The organism is Streptococcus mitis, assembly GCF_047463435.1.
Taxonomy (GTDB): domain Bacteria; phylum Bacillota; class Bacilli; order Lactobacillales; family Streptococcaceae; genus Streptococcus; species Streptococcus mitis_DS.
On the sequence record NZ_JASHDW010000011.1, the window covers coordinates 15,774 to 39,980 of the forward strand.

Below are 24,207 nucleotides of genomic sequence, written 5' to 3' on the forward strand. Positions count from 1 at the left end.
AGACTCCCACCTAGTTTTGATAGACGATTTGTCCCTTACAGATGGTGTATTTAACCTGCCCTTTTAAGGTTTCACCGATGAATGGTGAATTAGCTGCTTTTGAAGCAAAATGGGAGTCCACAAGACGGTCAGCCTTAACATCAAAAATAGTGATGTCCGCTGGGCCATTCTCAGCCAAGTAACCTGCTTCAAAGTTGTAAAGCTTGGACGGGTTGTATGTCATTTTTTCGAGTAATTCCATCAAGCTTAACTCACCAGCTTCGACCAAATAAGTCAATCCAAGAGATAGAGATGTTTCTAAGCCAGTCATACCAGATGGCGCTTTGGTAATATCTTCGACATTTTTCTCATCTGCATGATGAGGCGCGTGGTCAGTCGCGATAACTGTGATGACACCTGACTTGAGACCTTCAATCACGGCACGACGGTCTGATTCCAAACGAAGCGGTGGATTCATCTTAGCATTGCTACCTTGTGTCAAAAGAAGTGCTTCTGTCTTAGAGAAATGCTGTGGCGCTACTTCTGCTGTGACTTGCGCGCCTAGCCCTTGAGCAAACTCAACTACTTTGACACTTTCTTCCTTAGACAAATGCTGAATATGGACATGAGCCTTAGTTGCATAGGCAATCATGACATCACGCGCCATCATAGCGTACTCAGCCACCCCAGTCGCACCGCAGATATGGAAATGTTCTTTAGCGATATTTTCATTAAAGCCAAGAACACCGTTCAAACCTGGATCTTCCTCATGAAGACTAATAAAGGTATTAAGCTTTTTAGCTTCCTCCATGGCTTCCTTGACAACTTTACTGCTCTCAAGCGGAATACCGTCATCAGAAAAACCAACAGCTCCAGCTTCTAAGAGTGCTTTAAAGTCAGTCAAATCTTGCCCATTAAAATTCTTAGTAATGGTCGCAACCGTCTTAACATTAATCTTCTCTTTGGCAGCTGACTGGAGAACTTCTTGCAAAGTCTCCACGTCTGAAATGGTTGGACTAGTATTAGCCATCATGACAACCGTGGTAAAACCACCTGCAGCGGCTGCTAGGGCACCAGTATGGATGTCTTCCTTTTGGGTCTGACCAGGTTCACGAAAATGAACATGGATATCAACCAAGCCAGGAGCAACTACAAGACCTGTAGCATCCAGGATTTCTGCGCCTTCTTCTTTAATTTCAGGCGCAATTTTGATAATCTTTCCATCTTCAACCAAGACATCACACACTTGATCCAAACCAGACTTGGGATCCATAACACGACCATTTTTGATTAGTAGCATCTGCTTTCTCCTTTATTCATAAAAATCAACTTGGGTATCCAACAATTTATCCCCATCATAAACAAACTTAGCTGAAAAGAAGGGTTTGTCCTCTAAAAGCCACTCAACAAAGGTATGGTCACCTTCCCAAGTCGGCTTGCTCAAAACCTCATCATAAGGAACCCATTCCAGCGTCCCCTCATTGCAGTCAATCAAATCCCCCTCGAACTCCGTCACCTTAAAAACATAGGTGTACCAGTCTAAATCTGGTGTAAATTCAGGAAAAGTGATGACACCTTTTAGAACTGGCTTGGCTTTGAGCCCTGTTTCCTCAAGGATTTCACGCACCGCGCATTCCTGAGGTGTCTCTCCTCGCTCTAGCTTACCACCCACACCAATCCATTTTCCTTCATGAACATCATTTGGCTTCTTATTACGGTGGAGCATAAGCAGTTCTTTCCCGTTATCAATGTAGCAAATCGTCGCTAACTGAGGCATATTTTCTCCTTATCTAAGCCAATCGATTGGCTCTTGTCCTGTTTCTTTTAAGAATGCATTGGCCTTGGAAAAAGGCTTGGAACCCCAAAATCCTCTATAAACTGACAAAGGACTGGGATGGGCTGATTCGATAATCAAGTGATGAGGATTGGTAACTAAGGCCTTCTTCTTGCGTGCATAAGCTCCCCAGAGTACAAAAACGACTTGTCTATCTAGATGATTGACCACCTGAATCACAGCATCCGTAAAAGGCTCCCATATCTGCCCAGCATGACCATTAGCCCGTCCAGCCGGAACTGTCAAACAAGCATTAAGAAGTAAGACTCCTTGCTCAGCCCAAGCTGTCAAATCATGAGATTTCTTAACCCCGATATCATCTGACAATTCTTTCAAGATATTTTGCAAGGATGGTGGAGCTGGGATAGAGTCCGGTACAGAAAAACTCAAGCCCTGCGCTTGACCTGGCCCGTGATAGGGATCTTGCCCTAGAATCACCACCTTAACTTCTTCAAGCGGTGTTGTCAAGAGAGCCTGAAAAACCTTTTCCTTGGGTGGATAAATAGTCCCCTGAGCATAGACCTGATTCATAAACTGATTGATTTTCCCGAAATAACCCTCAGGTAATTGCTCCTTAATCAAAGCATGCCAAGACGAGTGTTCCATAGCCGACTCCTTCGTTTTTACTGCCTCTATTATAGCAAAAAGTGGCTGTCTAAACCACTTTTTACAGTTTATCTAAACAATCCAGCAAGTCTCGGTAAGAATGGACTTCGTAGGTTGGCTGGGCTTGTGTGGGATTTTCGAGTTGATGAGGATTGTACCAAATCGTGTCAATCCCAGCATTATTGCCGCCTTGAATGTCGGCGGTTAGAGAGTCTCCAATCATCAGCGTCTTTTCTTTGCTAAAACCTGCAATCTGTTGACCAATTTTTTCATAAAAAAGAGCATCCGGCTTTTGTGTTTGCAGCTGTTCAGAGATAAAGACTTGATTGAAATAAGGTGCCAGATCAGATTGAGCCAAACGCCCTGTCTGAATGGCAGTAATGCCATTTGTCGCAGCATACAAGTCATAATCACGCTCGATGAGGCTGTCCAAAAGTTCATGAGCGCCAGAAATCGTTTGTCCCTGTTGGGCTAAGTAAAATTGGTAACGTTGGGCTAGAAAACTACCATCTTTCTCCAGTCCAAAATGAGAAAATAAACGAGAAAAGCGCGTGTTAACCAGCTCTTGTTTACTAATTTTCTTTTGCTCCAAATCCTTCCAGAGAGCCTTGTTCATGGGAACGTAAAAGTCTTTGTAGGCCTGAATATCTGCAACCCCTTCTTCTTTTAGAAGTTGCGTCAAAGCCACATCCTCAGCAGCATCAAAATCAAGAAGAGTGTGGTCAAGGTCGAAAAGTAGAAATTTGTAGGACAATTTGAGAGTTTTCCTTTCTGAAAAGAATTATGAATATTATAGCATAAAGTAAGAAAGCCATACCAATTTATTCCATCTATTTGACATACAATTATCGCAACTAAAGGCTACAAGTATACTTATAAATCACTCTTCTAGACTTTTGATTGTCAAAATCTTTCAGAATAGAACAATCCTAACTATCGAATACTCTAACTTCATAAATATCTATGCAATTCTAGATCTAGAATTCCTATAAACTAAATGTTTTCGCACTCTTCTAAAACATTGATTGCCTTAAATTTTAATTTTTGAAGGATTCTAAAGCTAGAATAGTCCCATCACAATCAGTTTTGAATTATTATACTCAATGAAAATCAAAGAGCAAACTAGGAAACTAGCCGCAGGCTGTACTTGAGTACGGCAAGGCGACGTTGACGTGGTTTGAATTTGATTTTCGAAGAGTATTAACAATTTAGAAACGCTATGATTCCACTCCTTTTACATTAAAAAGGAACTGCATAAAGCAATCCCTTTCTGATTTTGAAATTATTTACTTAAAATTTGATAGTTGAGATAATCAATAACTCACCTATAAAAGAAATGATAGGATGATTCCTTATTTATTGATTTCAAGCTCCGACAACTGTGTTTGAATAACTGACAGTTCTGCACCAGCCTGAAGAAGAGCAGCTGCAGTATAGGCACCTTCTACAATTGGAACCCTATTGATCATGATACTTTTATCACTGAAATCAGCCACCATTTCTAAGTTCATTTTAGCAGAACCTAGGTCAAAAAAAGCTAATAAAGTATCTGCTGGATTTTCGGAAACAACCCTATCTACTTGATCAAAACTCGTTCCAATTCCTCCATCTTCGGTTCCTCCTACATAAGTAATCGGAATATCTTTAGCTACTTCACTAATCAGTTCAACGACACCTTGTGCAATGTGTTTAGAATGTGAAACGATAACAAGACCAATACTTCCCATTAAACCACCCCAGTTTCTAAAAGAGCAGTAAAGAGTAATCCTGATGAAAATGATCCAGGATCAATATGTCCAAGAGAACGTTCTCCTACATAAGATGCCCTTCCTTTAGTTGCAAGTAAATCTTTGGTAGCATTCACTAGCTTATCAATAACCTCTTGAGTCAATTGGCCTGCAGACAAAGCAGCAATAACAGGAGTCCAAACATCAACCATTGTCTTTTCTCCAACTTCTGCTTTCCCACGTTTGACAATCATATCCAAACCGCTTTGTAAGATTTCCTCTATTTTCGAATTTGAATCAGCCTTGGCCATGCCCATAAAAGCAGAGCCATACAAGGGACCAGAAGCACCGCCTACCTTGCTCAGTAGTTGCATTGAGACAAGTTTAAAAACATCACTGCTGGTCTCAAATTGCTTTCCTTCTAAGTTTTCCATAACTGCAGCCATGCCACGCGCCATATTTCCACCGTGGTCTCCATCTCCTATAGGAGTGTCTAGCTCACTAAGATAATCTTTCTGTTCTTGAATCTTTTCATTAAAAAGCTTCATCCATTCAAGAGCTTGTTCAACATTCATGCGACATTTCCTCCTTGAGTTTTACCAAGCTGGTGTTGTAACAGGTGCATTTAAAGCATCCAACCACTCATCATCTGCCAATCGAATCAATGTCAATGACAAACCAGCCATATCGATTGAAGTCATATAGTTTCCAATTTTCTTAAACGCCAACTCAACACCTTTTTCATGGAGTAATTTAGCCACATCATTTGCAAATACATATTGCTCCATAAGAGGAGTGCTTCCTAAACCATTGATGAGAAGGCCATAGCGTTCACCAGCTTTAAGTCGGAAACCTTCAGATAGTTTTTCAACCAATTCTGAGGCCAATTGTGCTGAAGGTTGCATTTTCTCTTTTTTATATCCTGGCTCACCGTGAATACCAACACCATATTCAAATTCATCATCTTCTAAAACAAATCCTGGTTTCCCAACTTCAGGAACGGTTGCTCCAGACAGGGCCAGCCCAATTGTTTTAATTTCTAAGACAAGTTTATTGGCCAAGTCCTTCATTTCAGATAATGATTTACCAGAACGAGCTACAGCACCCAAAATTTTATGGACTAATATAGTACCTGCGACACCTCGACGACCTTGGGTATAGAGACTATTTTCAACAGCGATATCATCATCAACCACTACACTTGCTACATCAATACCTTCCATTTCAGCAAGTTCTTGTGCAATTTCAAAGTTCATAATGTCACCAGAATAGTTTTTGATGACCATGAAAACTCCAGCACCTTCATCAGCCGCCTTAATGGCTTCTAAAATTTGGTCCGGAGTAGGTGAAGTGAAGACTGCTCCACAAATGGCAGCAGACAACATTCCATCTCCTACAAATCCAGCATGACTTGGTTCATGTCCTGAACCTCCACCTGAAATGAGACCAACTTTTCCTGTCTTTTCTGCCTTTCTAACGATGACATCAAAACCATCTAAGCGTTGAACCAAGTCATCATGCATAAATGACAAGCCCTGCAACATTTCATCAACAACTTGTGTCGGTTCATTTATAATTTTTTTCATGAGAAACTCCTTTCGGTATTTACCTTTGTTTTCGCTTTCATTATATATTTTTTATCGCTGGATGATAAGGGACAGATTCTATTATTTGTCCCCTTTTAAACCCGTTTAAAAAAATTTTTTGGTAAAATGAAGTAAGTAACAGAAAGGCTTCCTATGGCATCATCACTTATTACAAAAAAACGGATTGCCAAGGCATTTAGAGACCTATTAGCTACTAGAGAATTTGACAAAATCTCCATTGTGGATATCATGGAATCAGCTGGCATTCGTAGACAGACCTTTTATAATCACTTTCTTGACAAATATGAACTGCTAGACTGGATATTTGAAAATGACTTAACCGAGTATATCACCAATAACTTGGACTTCATTTCGGGCCAAAAACTATTACAAGAATTATTTTTTTATTTCGAACAAGAGCGTGACTTTTATATTCAACTTTTTGATATTCAAGGGCAAAATAACTTCTATGACCACTTTATCAGCTACTGTCGCTTGCTTGTATCAAAAATTTTAAGAGAATACAGTCAGATTGATATCGATTCATCTGCTTATACTTGTTTTTTGCTAGACTATCATTCACACGCTCTAGCAGAAATCGTGAAGGCTTACGTCAATAAAAAAAGTCCAGTGCCACAACCAGACTTTCTAATCATGACCATTATTGGAAAGAGACCACAATGACATTTATTTCAAATCATAAACAGAAAATTATTTCAAGTTACATTTCGGCAACTGTCAGCAGTCATCCTGAATTAGAAAAACACCCTACTTTACCACTAGTCTATCAAAAAAATCGCAATCCTCATCAGGTTCCAATATTGTCGGGTGGAGGTTCCGGTCACGAACCTGCGCATATTGGATATGTGGGAGAAGGAATGCTTACTGCTGCTATCTATGGCCAATTATTTACTCCTCCTACAAGAACTGAAATCTTAGAGTCCATTCGTTTTTTAAACAATGGTCACGGTGTCTTCATCATTGTAAAAAATTTCGAAGCAGACACCAAAGAATTTAGCTGGGCCATTAACACTGCTAGAAAAGAAGGAATTAAGGTCGGCTATAGTCTAGCACACGACGATATTTCAATTGAACCTCACAATAGATTTCAAATTAGAGGAAGAGGGCTTGCAGGGACAATCTTACTTCATAAAATCCTAGGATTTGCAGCTCAAAATGGTGCCAACATCGAGCAACTAACTGATTTAGGTCATCAGCTTGCTCCCGAAATCGCAACAATTGGCTTTGCAACGAAAGCTGCTAGTCTCCCCCAAGCCACCCTTCCACTATTTAACTTGGAAGAAGGAAATATTTCCTATGGTATTGGGATACATGGCGAAGAAGGCTATCGTATCGTCCCATTCCAATCATCGGAAATCCTTGCAAATGAAATTATAAGTAAATTAAGATTGCACTATCATTGGAAAAAGGGTGATCAATTTATATTGCTTGTAAATAATCTAGGCACTACCAGCAACTTAGAAATGGGCATATTTATCAATGATATCCTTCAACTCTTAGAAATTGAAGGAGTCACTATTACCTTTATAAAATCAGGAACATTTATGACCAGTCTAGATATGGCAGGTATATCCGTAACTCTTTGCCCCGTAAAAAATAAACAGTGGTTAGAAGCGCTCAATGCTCCAACGACAGCTTTTGCATGGTAATTTGCTTGTATAACTCAAAAGGGCTACATCACTTGATAGCCCTTTGTTTTTATCTTATACTCAATGAAAATCAAAAAGCAAACTAGGAAACTAGCCGCAGGCTGTACTTGAGTACGGCAAGGCGACGTTGACGCAGTTTGAATTTGATTTTCGAAGAGTATTACGTTTAAAAGAACTCATTCTTGACATTTCAAATAGGCCATCTATCCTTTACAATTCTTCTGATGTGCTTTGAGTTTTTTCAGAGCCCAATCATAGTGGCTTGACGTGCTACTGACAAAGTAGGAACCTAGACTTGTCCCACCCGTCCACTTATAGATACCTTTGGTAAAGAGTTCGTCATTGCTAAAAACTTCTATCAACTCTAAAACCTCTCTATGTGATTGTTCTAGGAGTCTAGTCGCTTCTTCTAAGGAGGTTTTCTGGTGCTTCTTCCAAAAAGCGACATTCATTTCTCCATAAGTTTTCCAATTATAAAGCTCAGGGAGAAAAGGGCTTTCGTGACCTTCTTGATTAGAATATACCCAAGTCAAAAGTAACTGATGCCATTCATAAAGATGGATCAAGACATCCCGTAGATTTTTATCCCTTTTCCAGTGAGATTCTTTTTTCTTTGGGTCTCTTGAAAAATCAAATGGAGTCTGTAGCTCATCTTCACTTAGTTGGGAGATGAAACGATTGAGCTTTTCATAGTTTTCCTTAGAGGCCAGCACTAGCTCCTCTTTTGTTTTCGGTCTAGGCACAGAGTTCTCCCCTCATATTGTTAGTTATTATTAGAAATTTTTTATCCTTTAAATCTCTATAACTTATCCTTTAATTTCTCAACAAAGAGATAGGCTGCTGGACAGGTCAAAGTATTCTTAATCGTCAAATGGTTGATTTGATGGATCTTTTTCCTGTCTGTATGAGGAAATTCACGACAGGCCTTTGGACGAACGTCATAGATGGAACAGAGATTATCTCCTCCTAAAAAGGGACAAGGCATGGATTTAAAAACCTTATCACCATCTTCATCTACCTGAAGGAATTCAGCTTCAAAAGCAGGTAATTTCATCTTAAAGTACTTAGCAATACGAGTGATGTCTGCTTCCTTGAAGTCAGGTCCCAATGTCTTGCAACAGTTGGCACAGGCAGTACAATCAATTTCCTCAAATACTTCTTGGTGAATCTGCTGGGCTATCTTATCTAGATTTTTTGGTGGCTTTTTCTTTAGATTGGCTAAAACTTTACGATGCTCCTTCTGCTTTTGTAAGGCTAGCTGGTGGTAATATTCAATATCAATTTCTTTAGACATGATTCTCTCTTATTCTATTTGTTTCTCCTATTATATCATGCCTCTTCATCATTGAAAAGTGGAGTTTATTAGACTATACTTTCCCAAAATGCGTCAAAAAACCTTGCAACTAGGTTACAAGGTTAATGACATTAATCGAAGTTAACGTATTCTTTTTGAAGTTCTAGAACTTCTTCCATTGTTGAACACTCTGTAAGGGCACGGTTAGCGTACTCTTCCATCTTAGCAGTGTCCAATTTTTTCATCAAGCTACGTGTACGAAGTACAGATGTTGCTGACATAGAGAACTCATCCAAGCCCATTCCGACAAGAAGTGGAACAGCTTTTTGATCGCCAGCCATCTCACCACACATACCAGCCCATTTACCTTCAGCGTGAGCTGCCTTGATAACGTTGTTGATCAAGCGAAGGATTGATGGGTTATATGGTTGGTAAAGGTATGAAACTTGCTCGTTCATACGGTCTGCTGCCATTGAGTATTGGATCAAGTCGTTTGTACCAATTGACATGAAGTCTACTTCTTTTGCAAATTGGTCTGCAAGCATCGCTGCTGCAGGGATTTCAATCATGATACCAACTTGGATGTCATCCGAAACTGCAACACCTTCAGCAAGAAGGTTTGCTTTTTCTTCTTCATAAACTGCTTTGGCTGCACGGAATTCTTTCAAAAGGGCAACCATTGGGAACATGATACGCAATTGACCATGAACAGAAGCACGAAGAAGGGCACGGATTTGTGTACGGAACATTGCATCTCCAGTTTCAGAAATAGAGATACGAAGGGCACGGAATCCAAGGAATGGGTTCATTTCATGTGGCATATCGAAGTAAGGAAGTTCCTTATCTCCACCGATATCCATCGTACGAACAACCACTGGTTTACCATTCATTCCCTCAAGAACAGCCTTGTATGCTTCATACTGCTCATCTTCAGTTGGGAAGTCTTGAGAATCCATGTACAAGAACTCTGTACGGTAAAGTCCAACAGCTTCTGCACCGTTGTTGTTAACACCTTCAACGTCTTTTGGAGTACCGATGTTAGCAGCTAACTCGAAGTGTTTACCGTCAGCAGTCACTGTTTGAGCATCTTTCAAAAGTGCCCACTCAGCTTTTTGTTTAGCATAAGCTTCACCAGCTGCTTTAAATTCTGCCGCTTGTTCATCTGTTGGGTTGATAATCACTTCACCAGTAATTCCGTTAACAGCAAGGATATCACCATCTTTCACCACTTCAGTGATGTTATTTGTTCCCAATACAGCTGCAATTTCAAGTGTACGTGCCATGATAGCTGAGTGACTTGTACGTCCACCGATGTTTGTTACAAAAGCTTTTACAAAGTTTTTGTCCAATTGAGCTGTATCAGATGGTGTCAAGTCATGTGCAATCACGATTACTTCTTCGTTAATAGAAGCTGGGTTTGGCAATTTTTTACCAAGAAGGTTTGCCAATACACGTTTTGTCACGTCGCGGATATCCGCTGCACGTTCTTGCATGTATGGGTTGTCTTCCATGCCTTCAAAGATAGTGATGAACATGTCAGTCACTTCTTTAAGACCTGCTTCAGCATTGACTTTCTTAGCACGGATTGTTTCTTTAATCTGACCAATCAATTCTGGGTCAGCAAGAACCATCAAATGAGCGTCAAAAACTTGTGCCGCTTCTTCACCTAGCGTACCTACAGCTTTCTCACGGATAAGTGAAAGCTCGTTTTGAGAAGCTTCAAGAGCAACATCTAAACGAGCCTCTTCTGCGTTTGTATCTTCGACTGAAACAGTCTCGAATGACAAATCCGGTTGAACGAGTAGATATGCTTTTGCAACTGCAACACCGTCAGATGCTGCGATTCCTTTAAGCATTTCTGTCATTTTCCTTATGCCAATCCTTCTTTTTCCATTGTTTCTGAGATTGCAGCGATAGCATCATCTGCATCTGCACCTTCAGCTGAGATAGTTACGTCAGCACCTTGGCCAACACCAAGACTCATAACACCCATGATTGATTTAAGGTTAACTGATTTACCTTTGTACTCAAGAGTGATATCTGAAGCAAATTTGCTTGCAGTTTGTACCAACAATGTTGCTGGACGTGCGTGAATACCTGTTTCTGCCACTACGTGGAAATCTTTAGAAGCCATAGTTTGACTCTCCTTTTGTTCTTTCTTTTTTGAGTTATATGTGATAACCCTTACAATTTGGTATTATATCATCTTCTAGGATTTTTTTCAAGCATTTTATGGGATTTATTCGATTTCCTTTCAGATAACTTGCTGAAAATCTTCTATTCTAGATAACAAAACACAGGATATAGTTTTCCAAAAAACTACTTCTAGGATAATCATCACTATTTTACAAAACAAACACTACATATTGTGTTTTGTTTGGTTGAGTAGAAAAATAGACCACTATATTTAGTTTTAAATCATTGACAAAAATTTATTTTCTGATATACTAAGAAAGTAATCTATTTTGAAAGAGGAGTTACACAATGGTAACCGTTTATTCTAAAAACAACTGTGTCCAATGTAAAATGACCAAACGTTTCTTGGACAGTAATAATGTCGCTTATCGTGAAATCAATCTTGATGAGCAACCTGAGTACATCGATCAAGTTAAAGAGCTCGGTTTCAGCGCAGCTCCTGTTATCCAAACACCAACTGAAGTCTTTTCAGGTTTCCAACCAGGAAAACTGAAACAATTAGCATAATCTTAGTACATCATCCAGAAGAAACTGCTTCTAGGGCTAACTTAGAAGCCTTTCTTTTGTAATTAGATAAGGGAAATTTTATGGGATTAAAACATCTTGAGGACGTGACTTACTTCCGTCTCAATAACGAAATCAACCGTCCTGTTAATGGACAAATCATGCTTCATAAAGATAAGGAAGCCTTGGATGCTTTCTTTAAAGAAAATGTAGTTCCAAACACTATGATTTTTGATTCAATCAAAGATAAAATCAACTACCTCATTGAACACAACTATATCGAAACAGCCTTTATCAAGAAATACCGTCCAGAATTCTTGGAAGAATTGTCTCAATTTATTAAAGAACAAAACTTCCAATTCAAGTCTTTCATGGCTGCCTATAAATTTTACAATCAATATGCCTTAAAGACTAATGACGGTGAATATTATCTTGAAAGCATGGAAGACCGTGTCTTCTTTAACGCCCTTTATTTCGCTGATGGCAATGAAGCTGTTGCCATCGATATTGCCAATGAAATCATCCACCAACGCTACCAACCTGCTACTCCTTCCTTCTTGAATGCTGGACGTGCTCGTCGTGGTGAATTGGTATCCTGTTTCTTGATTCAGGTAACAGATGATATGAACTCTATCGGACGTTCTATCAACTCAGCTCTTCAACTTTCACGTATCGGTGGTGGTGTGGGAATTACCCTCAGCAACCTTCGTGAAGCTGGTGCACCTATCAAAGGCTATGAAGGAGCAGCTTCTGGGGTCGTTCCAGTTATGAAACTTTTCGAAGATAGCTTCTCTTACTCAAACCAATTGGGTCAACGTCAAGGTGCTGGTGTTGTCTACCTCAACGTCTTCCACCCAGATATTATCGCCTTCCTTTCAACTAAAAAAGAAAACGCCGATGAAAAAGTTCGTGTAAAGACCCTTTCACTTGGTGTTGTAGTACCCGATAAATTCTACGAATTGGCTCGTAAAAATGAAGAAATGTACCTTTTCAGCCCATACTCTGTAGAGCTTGAGTATGGTGTGCCATTCAACTACATCGACATCACTGAAAAATATGATGAATTGGTCGCAAATCCAAACATCCGCAAGACAAAAATCAAAGCACGTGATTTGGAAACGGAAATTTCCAAATTGCAACAAGAGTCTGGTTACCCTTATGTAGTCAACATTGATACGGCTAACCGTGCAAATCCTGTTGATGGTAAGATTATCATGAGTAACTTGTGTTCTGAGATTCTTCAAGTCCAAGAACCAAGCTTGATCAACGATGCTCAAGAATTCCTTCAAATGGGAACAGATGTTTCATGTAACCTTGGTTCAACCAACGTAGTCAACATGATGACTTCACCTGACTTTGGTCGTTCTATCCGTGCTATGGTTCGTGCCCTTACTTTCGTTACAGATAGTTCACACATCGTAGCTGTTCCTACCATCGACCACGGAAATAGCCAAGCTCATACCTTTGGTCTTGGTGCAATGGGACTTCACAGCTACCTTGCCCAACAATTGATTGAATATGGATCGCCTGAGTCTGTTGAATTTACAAGCATCTACTTTATGCTTATGAACTACTGGACCTTGGTAGAATCAAACAATATCGCGCGTGAACGTGGCATCACCTTCCACAACTTTGAAAAATCAGACTATGCTAACGGAAGCTACTTTGACAAGTATGTGACTGGCGAGTTTGTTCCAAAATCAGACCGTGTTAAAGAACTCTTCAAAGATGTCTTTATCCCAAGTGCTGCTGACTGGGCTGAACTTCGCGACAAGGTTCAAGCAGATGGTCTTTACCACCAAAACCGCCTTGCTGTAGCGCCAAATGGTTCTATCAGTTACATCAACGACGTTTCTGCTTCTATCCACCCGATTACGCAACGTATCGAAGAACGTCAAGAGAAGAAAATCGGTAAAATCTACTATCCTGCTGCTGGTTTGTCAACAGAAACCATTCCTTACTACACTTCTGCCTACGACATGGATATGCGTAAGGTGATTGATGTTTACGCTGCTGCGACTGAGCACGTGGACCAAGGACTTTCACTCACCCTCTTCATGCGTAGTGACATTCCAAAAGGTCTTTACGAATGGAAGAAAGAAAACAAACAAACGACACGTGACTTGTCTATCCTTCGTAACTATGCCTTTAACAAGGGTATCAAGTCTATCTACTACGTCCGTACCTTTACAGATGATGGTGGAGAAGTCGGTGCCAACCAATGTGAAAGCTGTGTGATCTAATTTTTGTTTGAGGAAACTACATTTTCTCAGATAAGTATTTATTCACCCTGCTAAACTAAATTGGAATAAGCATCTATACTATGAAATAGCAAAAAGTCGGGCTTCCGACTTTTTGTGCGATACTCTTCTAGAATTATGATAAAATAGAAATAATTGTGAGTTCGCAATACTAAACACAGAAAGAGATTTCAAATGGAAACTTACTACAAAGCCATTAACTGGAATGCCATCGAAGATGTCATCGACAAATCAACTTGGGAAAAGCTGACGGAGCAATTCTGGCTCGATACACGTATTCCCTTGTCAAATGACTTGGATGACTGGAGAAAGCTATCAAATGTAGAAAAAGACTTGGTTGGAAAAGTCTTTGGTGGTTTAACCCTTCTCGATACTATGCAATCTGAAACTGGGGTTCAAGCCCTTCGAGCAGACATCCGTACACCACATGAGGAAGCTGTTTTCAATAACATCCAATTTATGGAATCTGTCCACGCAAAATCTTACTCTTCTATCTTTTCTACCTTGAATACAAAGGCTGAGATTGAAGAAATTTTCGAATGGACCAATACCAATCCTTACCTACAAAAGAAGGCTGAGATTGTCAACGAAATTTACCTAAACGGTAGCCCACTTGAAAAGAAAGTTGCCAGTGTCTTCCTCGAAACCTTCCTCTTCTACTCTGGTTTCTTCACTCCCCTCTACTATCTTGGTAACAACAAACTAGCCAACGTCGCTGAAATCATTAAATTAATTATTCGTGATGAGTCAGTTCACGGAACCTACATTGGTTATAAATTCCAACTCGGTTTCAATGAATTACCTGAAGAAGAGCAAGAAAAGCTCAAAGAATGGATGTACGACCTGCTCTATACTCTTTACGAGAATGAAGAAGGCTACACAGAAAGTCTCTATGACGGTGTTGGTTGGACGGAAGAAGTCAAAACCTTCCTTCGCTACAATGCCAACAAGGCACTCATGAACCTGGGACAAGATCCACTCTTCCCAGATTCAGCAGATGATGTCAACCCAATTGTCATGAACGGTATTTCAACAGGAACTTCTAACCACGACTTCTTCTCTCAAGTCGGAAATGGTTACCTTCTTGGTGAAGTTGAAGCCATGCAAGACGATGACTACAACTACGGTTTAGACTAAGTCAACAATTTCAGAATTGATAACAAATATCATGGTTTGTTTAAAACAACCATGATATTTTTGTTTTTGTTTTCTTTTGTTTTTTAAATTGATTGATTGAATACTTTATGATAAAATAGTAATAGAAATAGAGGTGATAACGATGCTAAAGCAGGAAAAACTAGATAATATTCTAGAAACGGTAAATACAAAGGGAACTATTACTGTAAAAGAAATCATGACTCGCCTGGATGTGTCAGATATGACTGCTAGACGCTATTTACAAGAGTTGGCTGACAAGGATTTACTTGTTCGTGTGCACGGTGGTGCTGAAAAAATTCGCACAGGTTCCATTTTAAACAATGAACGTTCCAATATTGAAAAACAAAGCTTACAAATCGCAGAAAAACAAGAAATTAGCCGTTTTGCAGGCCATTTAATCGATGAAGGGGAAACTATTTTTATCGGCCCAGGTACAACCTTGGAATCTTTTGCCCGTGAACTTCCAATCGATAATATTCGTGTTGTAACAAACAGTTTACCAGTCTTTCTCATCCTAAACGAACGAAAACTAACAGATTTGATTTTAATCGGTGGAAACTATCGCTCTATCACTGGAGCATTTGTGGGAACACTAACCTTACAGAATTTGGCCAATCTACAATTTTCTAAAGCTTTCGTGAGCTGTAATGGTATCAAGGACAATGCGATTGCGACCTTTAGTGAAGAAGAAGGTGAATCCCAACGCATCGCCCTCAATAATTCCAATAAAAAATACTTACTAGCTGACAATAGTAAGTTCAATAAGTTTGATTTTTACACCTTCTACAATATCTCAGATATTGATACCATCGTTTCAGATTCTAAACTGAGCAAAGAAACCTTCGAACAACTTTCAAAACAAACAAAAATTATTCTTTCTAAACCATAAAACTGAGGATTGATAAAATATAAAATGCGTCATATCAAGAAAATAAGAATCTTGATATGACGCATTTTTTGATGAAGATTTTTACAAAGAGTTTCCTAGATTCTTTATGATTGTTGAAACGGCATAAAATCTGAATCAAAGGAGATATTATCCCATTCTTCAGGATTGATAAAATTTAAAAACAGATTTTTAAATTCTTCCAGCTCATAATCTGAATGACAAATCCATTCTTTACCAGTCGAGACATACCATTTTCCGAGACTTTTCAATTCTTCATTCGTCAAACACGGTGTTTGAGAGCATTTTTCGAAATTGATAATATAAACTTTTTCATAAATAGATTGGATTAAATCTTTGAACATCTTTTTTCCTCACTAAAATTCTATATTTAATTACTCATTCTACTACTCAATCACTTGAGTTTCTGCTACTTTCTTGTACCAGTGAGCTGATTTCTTAGGATAACGTTCTTGAGTTTCAAAGTCTACATAGAAGAGACCGTAACGTTTTTCATAACCGTTTGACCATGAGAAGACGTCCATCAATGACCAGATGAAGTATCCTTTGACGTTTGCACCATCAGCAATCGCATCAGATAAGACCTCTAAGTGTTGTTTGACATAATCAATACGGCCATCATCATAAACAGTATTGTCTACAAACTCATCTTTATAACCAAGTCCATTTTCAGTGATGTAAATCTTCTTGTAGTTAGGATAATCTTTCTTCACTCGCATGATTTGATCATACAAACCTTGAGGATAGATAATCCAATCCCAGTCTGTACGTGGCACATAATCCGGAGCTACACGACGACCAACACCTTTGATTTGGTATTTAGAGCTTCCTTTCTCACCCTTACCATTATGGATAATTTCAGTTTCTCCATCAAATGCTTCCATCCAGTCACTCATATAGTAATTGATTCCAAGGAAGTCGTTCAAGTCTTTTGCAGCTTCTAATGCTGTAAAATCTTCTTCACGAAGATCCAAGCTACCACCATTGACTGATAAGATATGGTTGACACCTTCCATCGTTTCAGCTGAATAGCGACCTAGATAAGTTGCATCCAAGATAAATTTATTGTGAATAATATCTTCCAACTCAGCTGCACGAACATCTGCTTGATTTTTAGGATCTAAAGGATACTTGGTTGGCAGTGCGTGAACAACACCAATTTCACCTTTATAACCTTTATCTTTATATAGCTTAACTGCACGCGCATGAGACACCATCATATTGTGGTGCGATTGGAAGACTTTGGCAAGATCATACTGAATACCTGGAGGGAATTTCCCAACTAAATATTGGCCATCACCGATTGGTCCAATTTCATTAAAGGTTGTCCAATAGTTTACTTCTGGGAATTCTTCAAAACAGAAAGCCGCGTAGTCTATAAAGTGTTCAATATTTTCACGGTTTAAGAAGTCTCCATTTGAATGTAGAGCTTCTGGCGTATCAAAGTGATGAAGAGTTACAAAGGGCTCAACATGACGTTTGTGACACTCTGCAAATAGATTATGATAATACTCAACACCTTTCTGATTTACTTGACCGTAGCCTGTTGGGAAAATACGTGACCAAGCAATAGAAATTCGAATGCCATTGACACCATACTCTTCTGCCAACTTGAGGTCAACTGGGTATCGATTGTAAAAATCACTGGCTGGTTCTGCAGTGTACCAGTAGTTATCTTCAAGATATTTATCCCACGCTACTGGTCCTTTACCATCAGTATGTGTAGCACCTTCTGCTTGATAGGCAGCTGTTGCGCCACCAAAAATAAAGTCTTTTGGTAATGTTTTTGTCATTTTTTTCACCTATTTCTTGATTTAAATAAAGTAAAAGTGAGAGGAGAGGAGTCAGTGAGCCATCCTTCTCCATCTCACTTCTTGTACCAAGTCACCGAATTGTGACATGAGGAGGTAAAAACGATATCTTTTTACCGACGAATTAACAAGGCGATTAGGAAATTCGCCATAGCGATTTCCGTAACGATAGGAGACTATTTCAGAGTCCCTATTATTAATCGAATTGTGACATGAGGAGGTAAAAACGATATCTTTTTACCAACGAATTAACAAGGCGATTAGGAAATTCGCCATAGCGATTTCCGTAACGATAGGAGACTGTTTTATAGTCCCTATCGTTAATCGAATTGAGCTTGTACGAATGCAAGAGCACCTTTTCCATCACGAGTTAATTTGATGTATTGAGCGCCTTCTGTCTTGGCAAGTTTAATACCGAGCTTATCTGTTTCTGCTTTCATGTCTTCAAAGTTTGAAGCAACTTGAGGGGCAAGGATAACTAGATCAAACTCTGGTAACATTTCACGGTGAGCACCATAGCCACCTGCTGCTGCTTTCACAGGAACATTGTATTCTGCTGCTGCCTTGTTCAAAGCATTTGTAAGGAGACCACTTGTCCCTCCACCTGCACAGAGAACAAGAACATTTGTTTCTTCAGTAATTTTATTTTGTGCTGCTTCTACACCCGCTTTCTCAAGAATAGCATCTGCTTTTGCAGTGTTGAAGTTCGCAGCAACTTTTTCTTTCAATTCATCATTAGACTTACCTGAACGTTCTTCTTCAAGAATTTGTTCATCATAGACTTTAAGGAATGGATAGTAAATGACTACGTCAACCACGATTAGAAGAGCAGCAAGAATGAATGATAGAACTTGGAAGTTCGTACCAAGAACTAGACCTAGTGGAGCTGGGGTTGTCCATGGTAGATTAGCAGTAAATGAATTCATTCCAAGAGTTTCAATGAAGAATTTAAAGATCCAAACGTTTGCGATAGGAGCAAAGATAAATGGAATGAAGAAGATTGGATTCAAAACAAGTGGTGCACCAAACAAGATTGGTTCATTTACACCAAAGAAAGTTGGAACTACTGAAGCACGACCGATTGCACGGTTACGTTTAGATTTTGTTAACCACATGAACATGAATGGAACAACCAGTGTCGCACCAGTACCACCCATAGTAACGATAAACATTTGTGTACCAGAAGTAAGAATCTTGTCAGCGTGCATACCTTGCTGGAGAAGGTTCAAGTTGACTTCGGCATTTGCATAGGTAATAGCTGCGATAGCAGGCTCAACGATAGATGGACCATGGATACCAACAAACCAGAAGAAGGCAAAGGCACCAAAGATAATGGTAATACCAAGGTATCCGTCTGCTGCTGAGAAGAGTGGTGCGAAGAATTTACCGATTGATTCAGCTACGCTTGCACCAACAAAATGACGAGCTAGTAAATCAAGAGCATAAAGAGAAACCACTGATAGAGTGAATGGAATCACATCTTTAAAGACTTGTGAGATATTTGGTGGAACTTCGTCAGGCATACGAATAGTGACGTTGTTCTTAACACAAACCTTATAGATGGCTACAGTAACAAAGGCAGCAAGGAAGGCTGAAAGCAAACCTTTTGTTCCCAAGAATCCAGTAGCTAGACCATTTTCGATAGGATCAGCTGCCAACATCAACAAACCAACAATCGCTGCTAACAGTGTTGACATATAGTTGATTTGATTGGTTTTCTCCATGCTACGGTTTACTGAGTCAGTCAATGACTTAGCTGTTGTACCAGCTACCAAGAGAGCCAGAATACCCATAGAATAGCTATAAGGTTTCATCAGAAAGGCTACAACTTCATCAGACCATTTAAAGCCCCATGAGTTTGGTACAAAGGCAATCAAGATAAAGATACTTGAGAAGAGAATAACAGGCATACCTGCAATGAAACCATCACGAATGGCACGAAGGTAGATATTACGAGATAGTTTCTCAAAGAAAGGCTTTCCTTTCTCGATAAATGCAATTAATTTATTCATTACTTAACTCCTCTCTTGTAGAGTTCAATTAAATGGTGCATCAAATCTTTTAATAAGATAGTTGTCATCAAGTGGTCTTGGCCATGCATCATGGTTACACTATAGGCTAAGTCCTCACCTGAAGCTTCCTTAGCCAATAGACTTGTTTGCGCGTGGTGAGCCTCTGCGATACAGCTACCAGCTTCCTCGACTAAGCTATCTGCTTTCGCAAAATCGCCAGCTTCAGCAGCTTTCAAGGCTTCCAATAGTTTTGAACGAGCATCGCCAGCATAAGCTACGATTTCAAAACCTAACAATGTTACTTCTTCTCTATTCATGATAGAATTCTCCTTATATAATTTTAAATAAATTTTATGACAATAAACGTTGGATATGTAGAACTAGATAAACTCGTTCACTCTTATACAAATCAAGACCCGTATGTTGCGTAATCACATCATAGATCTTAGAACCAATCTCAAACGCTCTGGGATAGGATTGTTTGATATGGTCTTCCATATCCAGAAGCGATTGGTTATCATCTCTAGAGCGGTCTAAATAATCCAGGAAATAATTCAAATGAATCATAAAGCGATCATAGAAATGATTATTCTCTTTGGTTCGTTGAATTGCATAGTCCTTTAGCACTTCTTCAACATTCCTGAGAATTTCTTTCCTCTTATCAATCGACTCAACTACTTGGACTTCATTCTCACCCTCAGCATTGATGAAATGATAAGCAATCCGAATAATTTCGTCCTCAGGAAAATGATCTGCTAGCTTCTGACGATAAATTCCAAAAGCCTCATTTGCAATTTGAAAAGCGACAGGATACTTGGTAGAAATATCTGGCAGATTACTATCCTTGTACCTTCCTTGTGCTAGAGCTTGGTAAGAACAGTAAATATGATCTGTCAAGGTTACGTAAAGATATTCTTGAATCGGATAATGATATTTCTTTGATAGCTTATCAATGATTTCATAGGTCACTGTGATAAAATCAAGCGGAACATCTTTGAGAAGAGCCATAAAGTTTTCCCTGGACTCTTCTGTCTTCATCCGAAAGATTTTCTCAACCTGATGTTCAGAAATCAAATCTCCCTTCTTCTTTCCAAATGCAATCCCCTTACCAATCACAATCACTTCTTCTCCTTTATCGTTTCTGACAAGCGAGACATTATGATTTATTGGATTTAGAATTCGATACATGTCAATCTCCTTTTATATCTTAAAGGTATATTAGTACAAAAAATGACCACAAATGAACTAGAAAATCAGCCGATTTCTAATTCACCTGTGATCATGCCTAATATTACTTAGTAACACTCACCTTGTATTAACTTGTGATTTAAGTATAGCACAAGTAAGTTATTTTGTAAACCTTTACATAAAACTTTTTTTAAAATTTTTTTAGATTCATGTTCCTAACCTAGGAGGACTTGCTTACACGCGTTCTTTCCATGAAGTCGCTGTTGTTTGAAGAACTTTATTGAGCTCATCAATGTTTTCAAAACCAGTTGTGCGAAGCCATTCGCGAGCTGCTGCTTCACCATCTTTGATGTATGCTTCAACTGATCCAGCCCATGTAGCACGGCCACAAAGAACTCCGTTAAAGTTTGCACCTGATTCATGAGCAAATACAAGAGTATCTTGGAAAAGTTTAGCTGATACACCAGCACTCAAGTAGATGTAAGGCAAGTTAGTTGCTTCATCTTGAGCTTTGAAGAAGGCTGCTGCTTCTTCACGTGTATAAACTACTTCACCTTCAGCGAAGCCTTCAACATATTTAATGTTAACAGGAACTTCTACTTTCAAGACATCAATGTTAAAGCGTGGGTCTGAGAAGACTTTCATAGCGCCGATAACTTTGTGTGGTTTTACTTTAGCGTATTCTACAGAACCTGCGTCAGCAATTTTTTCATCGTAAGCAAGGATTTCAAGGAAGAATGGGATATCTTCAGCCACACATTCAGAACCGATACGTTCGATGTAAGCTTGTTTTTCTTGGTTGAGTTCGTCTGAGCTATCTACATCATAGTAAAGCAAGAATTTAACTGCATCTGCACCTTCTTCTTTAATACGTTTTGCAGACCAAACATCCAAGCAGTCTGGCAAGCGTTTTGTGCTTGTTGTGTCATAACCTGTTTTTTCATAAGCAAGGAGAAGACCAGCTTTTTCATCAAGAGCTTTAGTTGCTGGAAGTCCATATTCAGGATCAAGAAGCATAGATGAAGCGTATTTAGTCAATTCATCCGCTACCAAAACTTTAAGTACTTCCATTTGAGCCACTGTCGGTTCTTCTGTTTGGTGTTGAGCCATGAGGCGTTTCAACGCACCACGTTGGTCAAATGCAAGAGCTGAGATGATACCATTTTCATCAGAAAGTTTTTCTAAGCGTGCACGTTTTTGTTCTGTTAAAGCCATTTTATACCTCTTTTACTATTAATTGATCATATAGAGCTTGATAGTTGGCCATGTTGACATGACCAGTCATTTTTTCTTGAGCATTGAGCATACCAAGGACATTTGCCTTGATGAGTAATTCTGCATCCGATTCTTTGTGAAGAAGTCCTGAAGAAATTCCTGCCACAGTAGAGTCTCCAGATCCAACAGGATTTACTACCTGAATTCTAGGAATATCTACCTTGTAGAAAGTGTCACCATGTTTGGCAAAGGCACCGTTGGCACCAAGTGAAACGATAATCCATTCAATACCTGCAAACAAAGGTTCTTGAAGTACTTCTTTTAATTCATCCAAATCCTCAGAAACTTCTCTTCCAAGAAGCTGAGATAATTCCTCATTATTTGGTTTGATGACTGTTGGTTTATGTGGTGATTCAAGAACCTCCTGAAGTGCTGCACCAGAGCAGTCCAAGACAACAGGCTTGCCAGCTTGATTAGCAAGTTCTACCAAGCTCGCATAGTAATCAACTGGAAGACCAGCTGGCAGACTACCTGAGATGGCTACTACTTCAACTGAGTCCAAGAGTTTTTTGAAATGATCCAAAAAGTCTTGACCTTCTTTTTCAAGAACTTCAGGTCCTTTTTCAAGAACTTCTGTTTGATTATCTCCATGAAGAATAGCGATACAGTTACGAGTTTCTCCCTGAATTGAGAAGAAATCTTTCTTTACTTGATCATCGATATTTTCAACCAAAAACTCACCAAGTTTGCCACCCACTAAACCAGTAGCAAGAACAGAATCCCCAAATTCTGAAAGTACTCGGGTAACATTGAGTCCCTTACCACCAGCCGTTTTGGTTACATCCACCACACGATTGACAGTATCAATCTTCAACTCATCCAAGGGATAGGAAATATCAATGGATGGGTTCATTGTGACTGTTAAAATCATATGTCACCTCTTAGTCGTGGTATTCTCCGCGATCCCATTTTTCAAGGAATTCAGTGAAGAAGTTTGCGTCTGTTTGTTGAGCATTGTGACTTTCAAGGTGTTCAATTTTCGCAATCAATTTTTTGTTTTCTTCAGATGGTTTGTATTCAGCATGGATGAAAGCTTCAATGATATCACACATGAGCAATTCTCCAGTAATCTTACCACCAAAACCGATAACATTGGCATTCAATTGTTCTTTAGCATAAAGGGCTGTTGTCATATCACGAACCAAGGCAGAACGGATACCTGGAACTTTATTTACAGCGTTGTTGATACCAACACCAGTACCACATATACATACTCCAAGATCAGCTTGACCACTAGTTACAGCTTCCCCTACTTTTTTACCAAAGATTGGGTAGTGAGTACGTGTATGGTCATAAGTACCAAAGTCAATGACTTCATATCCTTTTGATTTCAAAAATTCTGAAACCGCCATTTTTTCATCTGTTACGATGTGATCACATCCAATTGCAATTCTCATTAGTTATTCCCTCCGATTAATTATATAAATCTAATATCATTTATCCTTACTCAAGAAAAATCAAGATTAGCTTAGGAAGCGAGCTGCGAGCATAACTGAGGTTAGCTAAAGTGAGCTGACGACAGATTATCTTGATTTTTGAAGCGTATTAGCACATTTTGTTCAACATATCGACCCTGATTTGGTGACGTCCACCATCGTATTTACCGTTAACAAATCCTTTAGCGATGTTTTTAGCCAATTCATCACCAACAAGTTGTGCACCCATAGTGATCATACGTGAGTTGTTGTGACCACGAGTCATATAAGCTGAACGTTCGTCAGATACTTCTGCAGCAACCATTCCTTTGATCTTAGTTGCGACCATAAATGGACCAGCTCCATAAGCATCAATCACGATACCAAGGTTTTGTTCTTCTTTGTTTACTTCTGCAGCAACAGCAAGAGTCACATCAACAAAGTCTTGACCTTCAGCTGTAACATCCACAACGTGGAAGTTTTCTTTTTCCAAGAAGTCTTTCACAACTTCTTTCAATCTCAAACCTGCAGCATCTGCACCGATAACAATAGACATATTGTATACTCCTTTTATTTTTCTAGGCTAGTAAAAACTTTTATGGTTAGCAGTTTACCTACAAAAAGTTTTCTAGCAGTTTATTGACAAATTGGATTGAATGAGATGAATGACACCTTATTCAAGTTTAGGAAATCAGTTTCCTAGAAATAATCTTTCTCTACGAAAGAGAATATAACAAGTGATTGTTTGTTTGTGACAAACATCATTTGTTGCTTACAAACATAA

General features: G+C 39.1%; 26 protein-coding genes. 6 read left to right on the top strand and 20 right to left on the bottom strand.

The window, feature by feature from the left end:
* Positions 1-10: 10 nt before the first annotated feature.
* The 7 genes from QM843_RS07725 to dhaK form a co-directional block, all read right to left on the bottom strand.
* Positions 11-1,279, bottom strand: a complete 1,269-nt coding sequence (locus QM843_RS07725; protein ID WP_414304740.1) for a dihydroorotase — start codon at positions 1,277-1,279, stop codon at positions 11-13.
* 12 nt (positions 1,280-1,291) lie between these two features.
* Positions 1,292-1,756 (bottom strand): NUDIX hydrolase, encoded by a 465-nt coding sequence (locus QM843_RS07730; RefSeq protein ID WP_001135783.1) that lies wholly within the window; start codon positions 1,754-1,756, stop codon positions 1,292-1,294.
* A 9-nt stretch (positions 1,757-1,765) separates the two neighbouring features.
* Positions 1,766-2,419 carry a uracil-DNA glycosylase gene (locus QM843_RS07735; protein WP_000401338.1) on the bottom strand — a complete coding sequence of 218 codons (654 nt, stop codon included), beginning with the start codon at positions 2,417-2,419 and terminating at the stop codon, positions 1,766-1,768.
* A 61-nt stretch (positions 2,420-2,480) separates the two neighbouring features.
* Positions 2,481-3,173 carry a pyrimidine 5'-nucleotidase PynA gene (gene pynA / locus QM843_RS07740; protein WP_000120612.1) on the bottom strand — a complete coding sequence of 231 codons (693 nt, stop codon included), beginning with the start codon at positions 3,171-3,173 and terminating at the stop codon, positions 2,481-2,483.
* Positions 3,174-3,771: 598 nt separating this feature from the next.
* A complete protein-coding gene (dhaM, locus tag QM843_RS07745; protein WP_000534739.1) occupies positions 3,772-4,146 on the bottom strand; it encodes a dihydroxyacetone kinase phosphoryl donor subunit DhaM in 375 nt (124 codons plus the stop codon).
* Positions 4,146-4,721, bottom strand: coding sequence for a dihydroxyacetone kinase subunit DhaL (gene dhaL, locus QM843_RS07750; protein WP_001100267.1), 576 nt, complete (start codon positions 4,719-4,721; stop codon positions 4,146-4,148). The genes dhaM and dhaL overlap by 1 nt, the downstream gene beginning before the upstream one ends.
* A gap of 21 nt (positions 4,722-4,742) precedes the next feature.
* The gene (dhaK, locus tag QM843_RS07755) at positions 4,743-5,732 is read right to left on the bottom strand and encodes a dihydroxyacetone kinase subunit DhaK (protein ID WP_414304739.1); all 990 of its coding nucleotides are present in this window, start codon (positions 5,730-5,732) and stop codon (positions 4,743-4,745) included.
* Positions 5,733-5,885: 153 nt separating this feature from the next.
* Between dhaK and dhaS the strand changes: the two genes are divergently transcribed.
* Both dhaS and dhaQ read left to right on the top strand, forming a co-directional pair.
* Positions 5,886-6,416, top strand: a complete 531-nt coding sequence (gene dhaS, locus QM843_RS07760; RefSeq protein ID WP_229294766.1) for a dihydroxyacetone kinase transcriptional activator DhaS — start codon at positions 5,886-5,888, stop codon at positions 6,414-6,416.
* A complete protein-coding gene (gene dhaQ, locus QM843_RS07765) occupies positions 6,413-7,402 on the top strand; it encodes a DhaKLM operon coactivator DhaQ (RefSeq protein WP_000142828.1) in 990 nt (329 codons plus the stop codon). Before dhaS ends, dhaQ begins: the two co-directional genes overlap by 4 nt.
* A gap of 203 nt (positions 7,403-7,605) precedes the next feature.
* On the opposite strand, the gene QM843_RS07770 is transcribed toward dhaQ, so the two are convergent.
* The 4 genes from QM843_RS07770 to QM843_RS07785 all read right to left on the bottom strand — a co-directional run bounded on the left by QM843_RS07770 (position 7,606) and on the right by QM843_RS07785 (position 10,830).
* Entirely contained in the window at positions 7,606-8,145 is a 540-nt protein-coding gene (locus QM843_RS07770; RefSeq protein WP_033685015.1) for a ClbS/DfsB family four-helix bundle protein, read from the bottom strand.
* A 56-nt stretch (positions 8,146-8,201) separates the two neighbouring features.
* Positions 8,202-8,696, bottom strand: a complete 495-nt coding sequence (locus QM843_RS07775) for a YkgJ family cysteine cluster protein (RefSeq protein ID WP_000031481.1) — start codon at positions 8,694-8,696, stop codon at positions 8,202-8,204.
* 131 nt (positions 8,697-8,827) lie between these two features.
* A complete protein-coding gene (gene ptsP / locus QM843_RS07780) occupies positions 8,828-10,561 on the bottom strand; it encodes a phosphoenolpyruvate--protein phosphotransferase (RefSeq protein ID WP_033685014.1) in 1,734 nt (577 codons plus the stop codon).
* A 5-nt stretch (positions 10,562-10,566) separates the two neighbouring features.
* Complete coding sequence (locus QM843_RS07785; RefSeq protein ID WP_000146947.1) at positions 10,567-10,830, bottom strand: phosphocarrier protein HPr; 264 nt, start codon at positions 10,828-10,830, stop codon at positions 10,567-10,569.
* A gap of 350 nt (positions 10,831-11,180) precedes the next feature.
* Between QM843_RS07785 and nrdH the strand changes: the two genes are divergently transcribed.
* The 4 genes from nrdH to QM843_RS07805 all read left to right on the top strand — a co-directional run bounded on the left by nrdH (position 11,181) and on the right by QM843_RS07805 (position 15,704).
* The gene (gene nrdH, locus QM843_RS07790; protein WP_000259240.1) at positions 11,181-11,399 is read left to right on the top strand and encodes a glutaredoxin-like protein NrdH; all 219 of its coding nucleotides are present in this window, start codon (positions 11,181-11,183) and stop codon (positions 11,397-11,399) included.
* A gap of 80 nt (positions 11,400-11,479) precedes the next feature.
* Positions 11,480-13,639, top strand: coding sequence for a class 1b ribonucleoside-diphosphate reductase subunit alpha (nrdE, locus tag QM843_RS07795; protein ID WP_414304738.1), 2,160 nt, complete (start codon positions 11,480-11,482; stop codon positions 13,637-13,639).
* Between the two features lie 192 nt (positions 13,640-13,831).
* Positions 13,832-14,794, top strand: a complete 963-nt coding sequence (gene nrdF, locus QM843_RS07800) for a class 1b ribonucleoside-diphosphate reductase subunit beta (protein ID WP_000451386.1) — start codon at positions 13,832-13,834, stop codon at positions 14,792-14,794.
* Between the two features lie 142 nt (positions 14,795-14,936).
* The gene (locus tag QM843_RS07805) at positions 14,937-15,704 is read left to right on the top strand and encodes a DeoR/GlpR family DNA-binding transcription regulator (RefSeq protein WP_000917573.1); all 768 of its coding nucleotides are present in this window, start codon (positions 14,937-14,939) and stop codon (positions 15,702-15,704) included.
* Positions 15,705-15,808: 104 nt separating this feature from the next.
* Here QM843_RS07805 and QM843_RS07810 read toward each other — a convergent pair whose 3' ends face one another.
* The 9 genes from QM843_RS07810 to lacA all read right to left on the bottom strand — a co-directional run bounded on the left by QM843_RS07810 (position 15,809) and on the right by lacA (position 23,979).
* Complete coding sequence (locus QM843_RS07810) at positions 15,809-16,066, bottom strand: DUF3884 family protein (protein ID WP_024056886.1); 258 nt, start codon at positions 16,064-16,066, stop codon at positions 15,809-15,811.
* Positions 16,067-16,108: 42 nt separating this feature from the next.
* The gene (gene lacG, locus QM843_RS07815; protein WP_261184585.1) at positions 16,109-17,515 is read right to left on the bottom strand and encodes a 6-phospho-beta-galactosidase; all 1,407 of its coding nucleotides are present in this window, start codon (positions 17,513-17,515) and stop codon (positions 16,109-16,111) included.
* A 338-nt stretch (positions 17,516-17,853) separates the two neighbouring features.
* Complete coding sequence (locus tag QM843_RS07820; RefSeq protein ID WP_414304737.1) at positions 17,854-19,545, bottom strand: lactose-specific PTS transporter subunit EIIC; 1,692 nt, start codon at positions 19,543-19,545, stop codon at positions 17,854-17,856.
* Positions 19,545-19,862: a PTS lactose/cellobiose transporter subunit IIA gene (locus QM843_RS07825; RefSeq protein WP_001078320.1), complete on the bottom strand. Its 318-nt coding sequence runs from the start codon at positions 19,860-19,862 to the stop codon at positions 19,545-19,547. The genes QM843_RS07820 and QM843_RS07825 overlap by 1 nt, the downstream gene beginning before the upstream one ends.
* A gap of 34 nt (positions 19,863-19,896) precedes the next feature.
* Positions 19,897-20,733 (bottom strand): PRD domain-containing protein, encoded by an 837-nt coding sequence (locus tag QM843_RS07830; RefSeq protein WP_414304736.1) that lies wholly within the window; start codon positions 20,731-20,733, stop codon positions 19,897-19,899.
* 234 nt (positions 20,734-20,967) lie between these two features.
* A complete protein-coding gene (gene lacD / locus QM843_RS07835) occupies positions 20,968-21,948 on the bottom strand; it encodes a tagatose-bisphosphate aldolase (protein WP_414304735.1) in 981 nt (326 codons plus the stop codon).
* Position 21,949: 1 nt separating this feature from the next.
* On the bottom strand, positions 21,950-22,879 hold the full coding sequence (locus QM843_RS07840; RefSeq protein WP_023948153.1) for a tagatose-6-phosphate kinase: 930 nt from the start codon (positions 22,877-22,879) through the stop codon (positions 21,950-21,952).
* 10 nt (positions 22,880-22,889) lie between these two features.
* Complete coding sequence (gene lacB / locus QM843_RS07845) at positions 22,890-23,405, bottom strand: galactose-6-phosphate isomerase subunit LacB (protein ID WP_001216906.1); 516 nt, start codon at positions 23,403-23,405, stop codon at positions 22,890-22,892.
* A 148-nt stretch (positions 23,406-23,553) separates the two neighbouring features.
* The gene (gene lacA, locus QM843_RS07850; RefSeq protein WP_000029277.1) at positions 23,554-23,979 is read right to left on the bottom strand and encodes a galactose-6-phosphate isomerase subunit LacA; all 426 of its coding nucleotides are present in this window, start codon (positions 23,977-23,979) and stop codon (positions 23,554-23,556) included.
* Positions 23,980-24,207 lie beyond the last annotated feature (228 nt).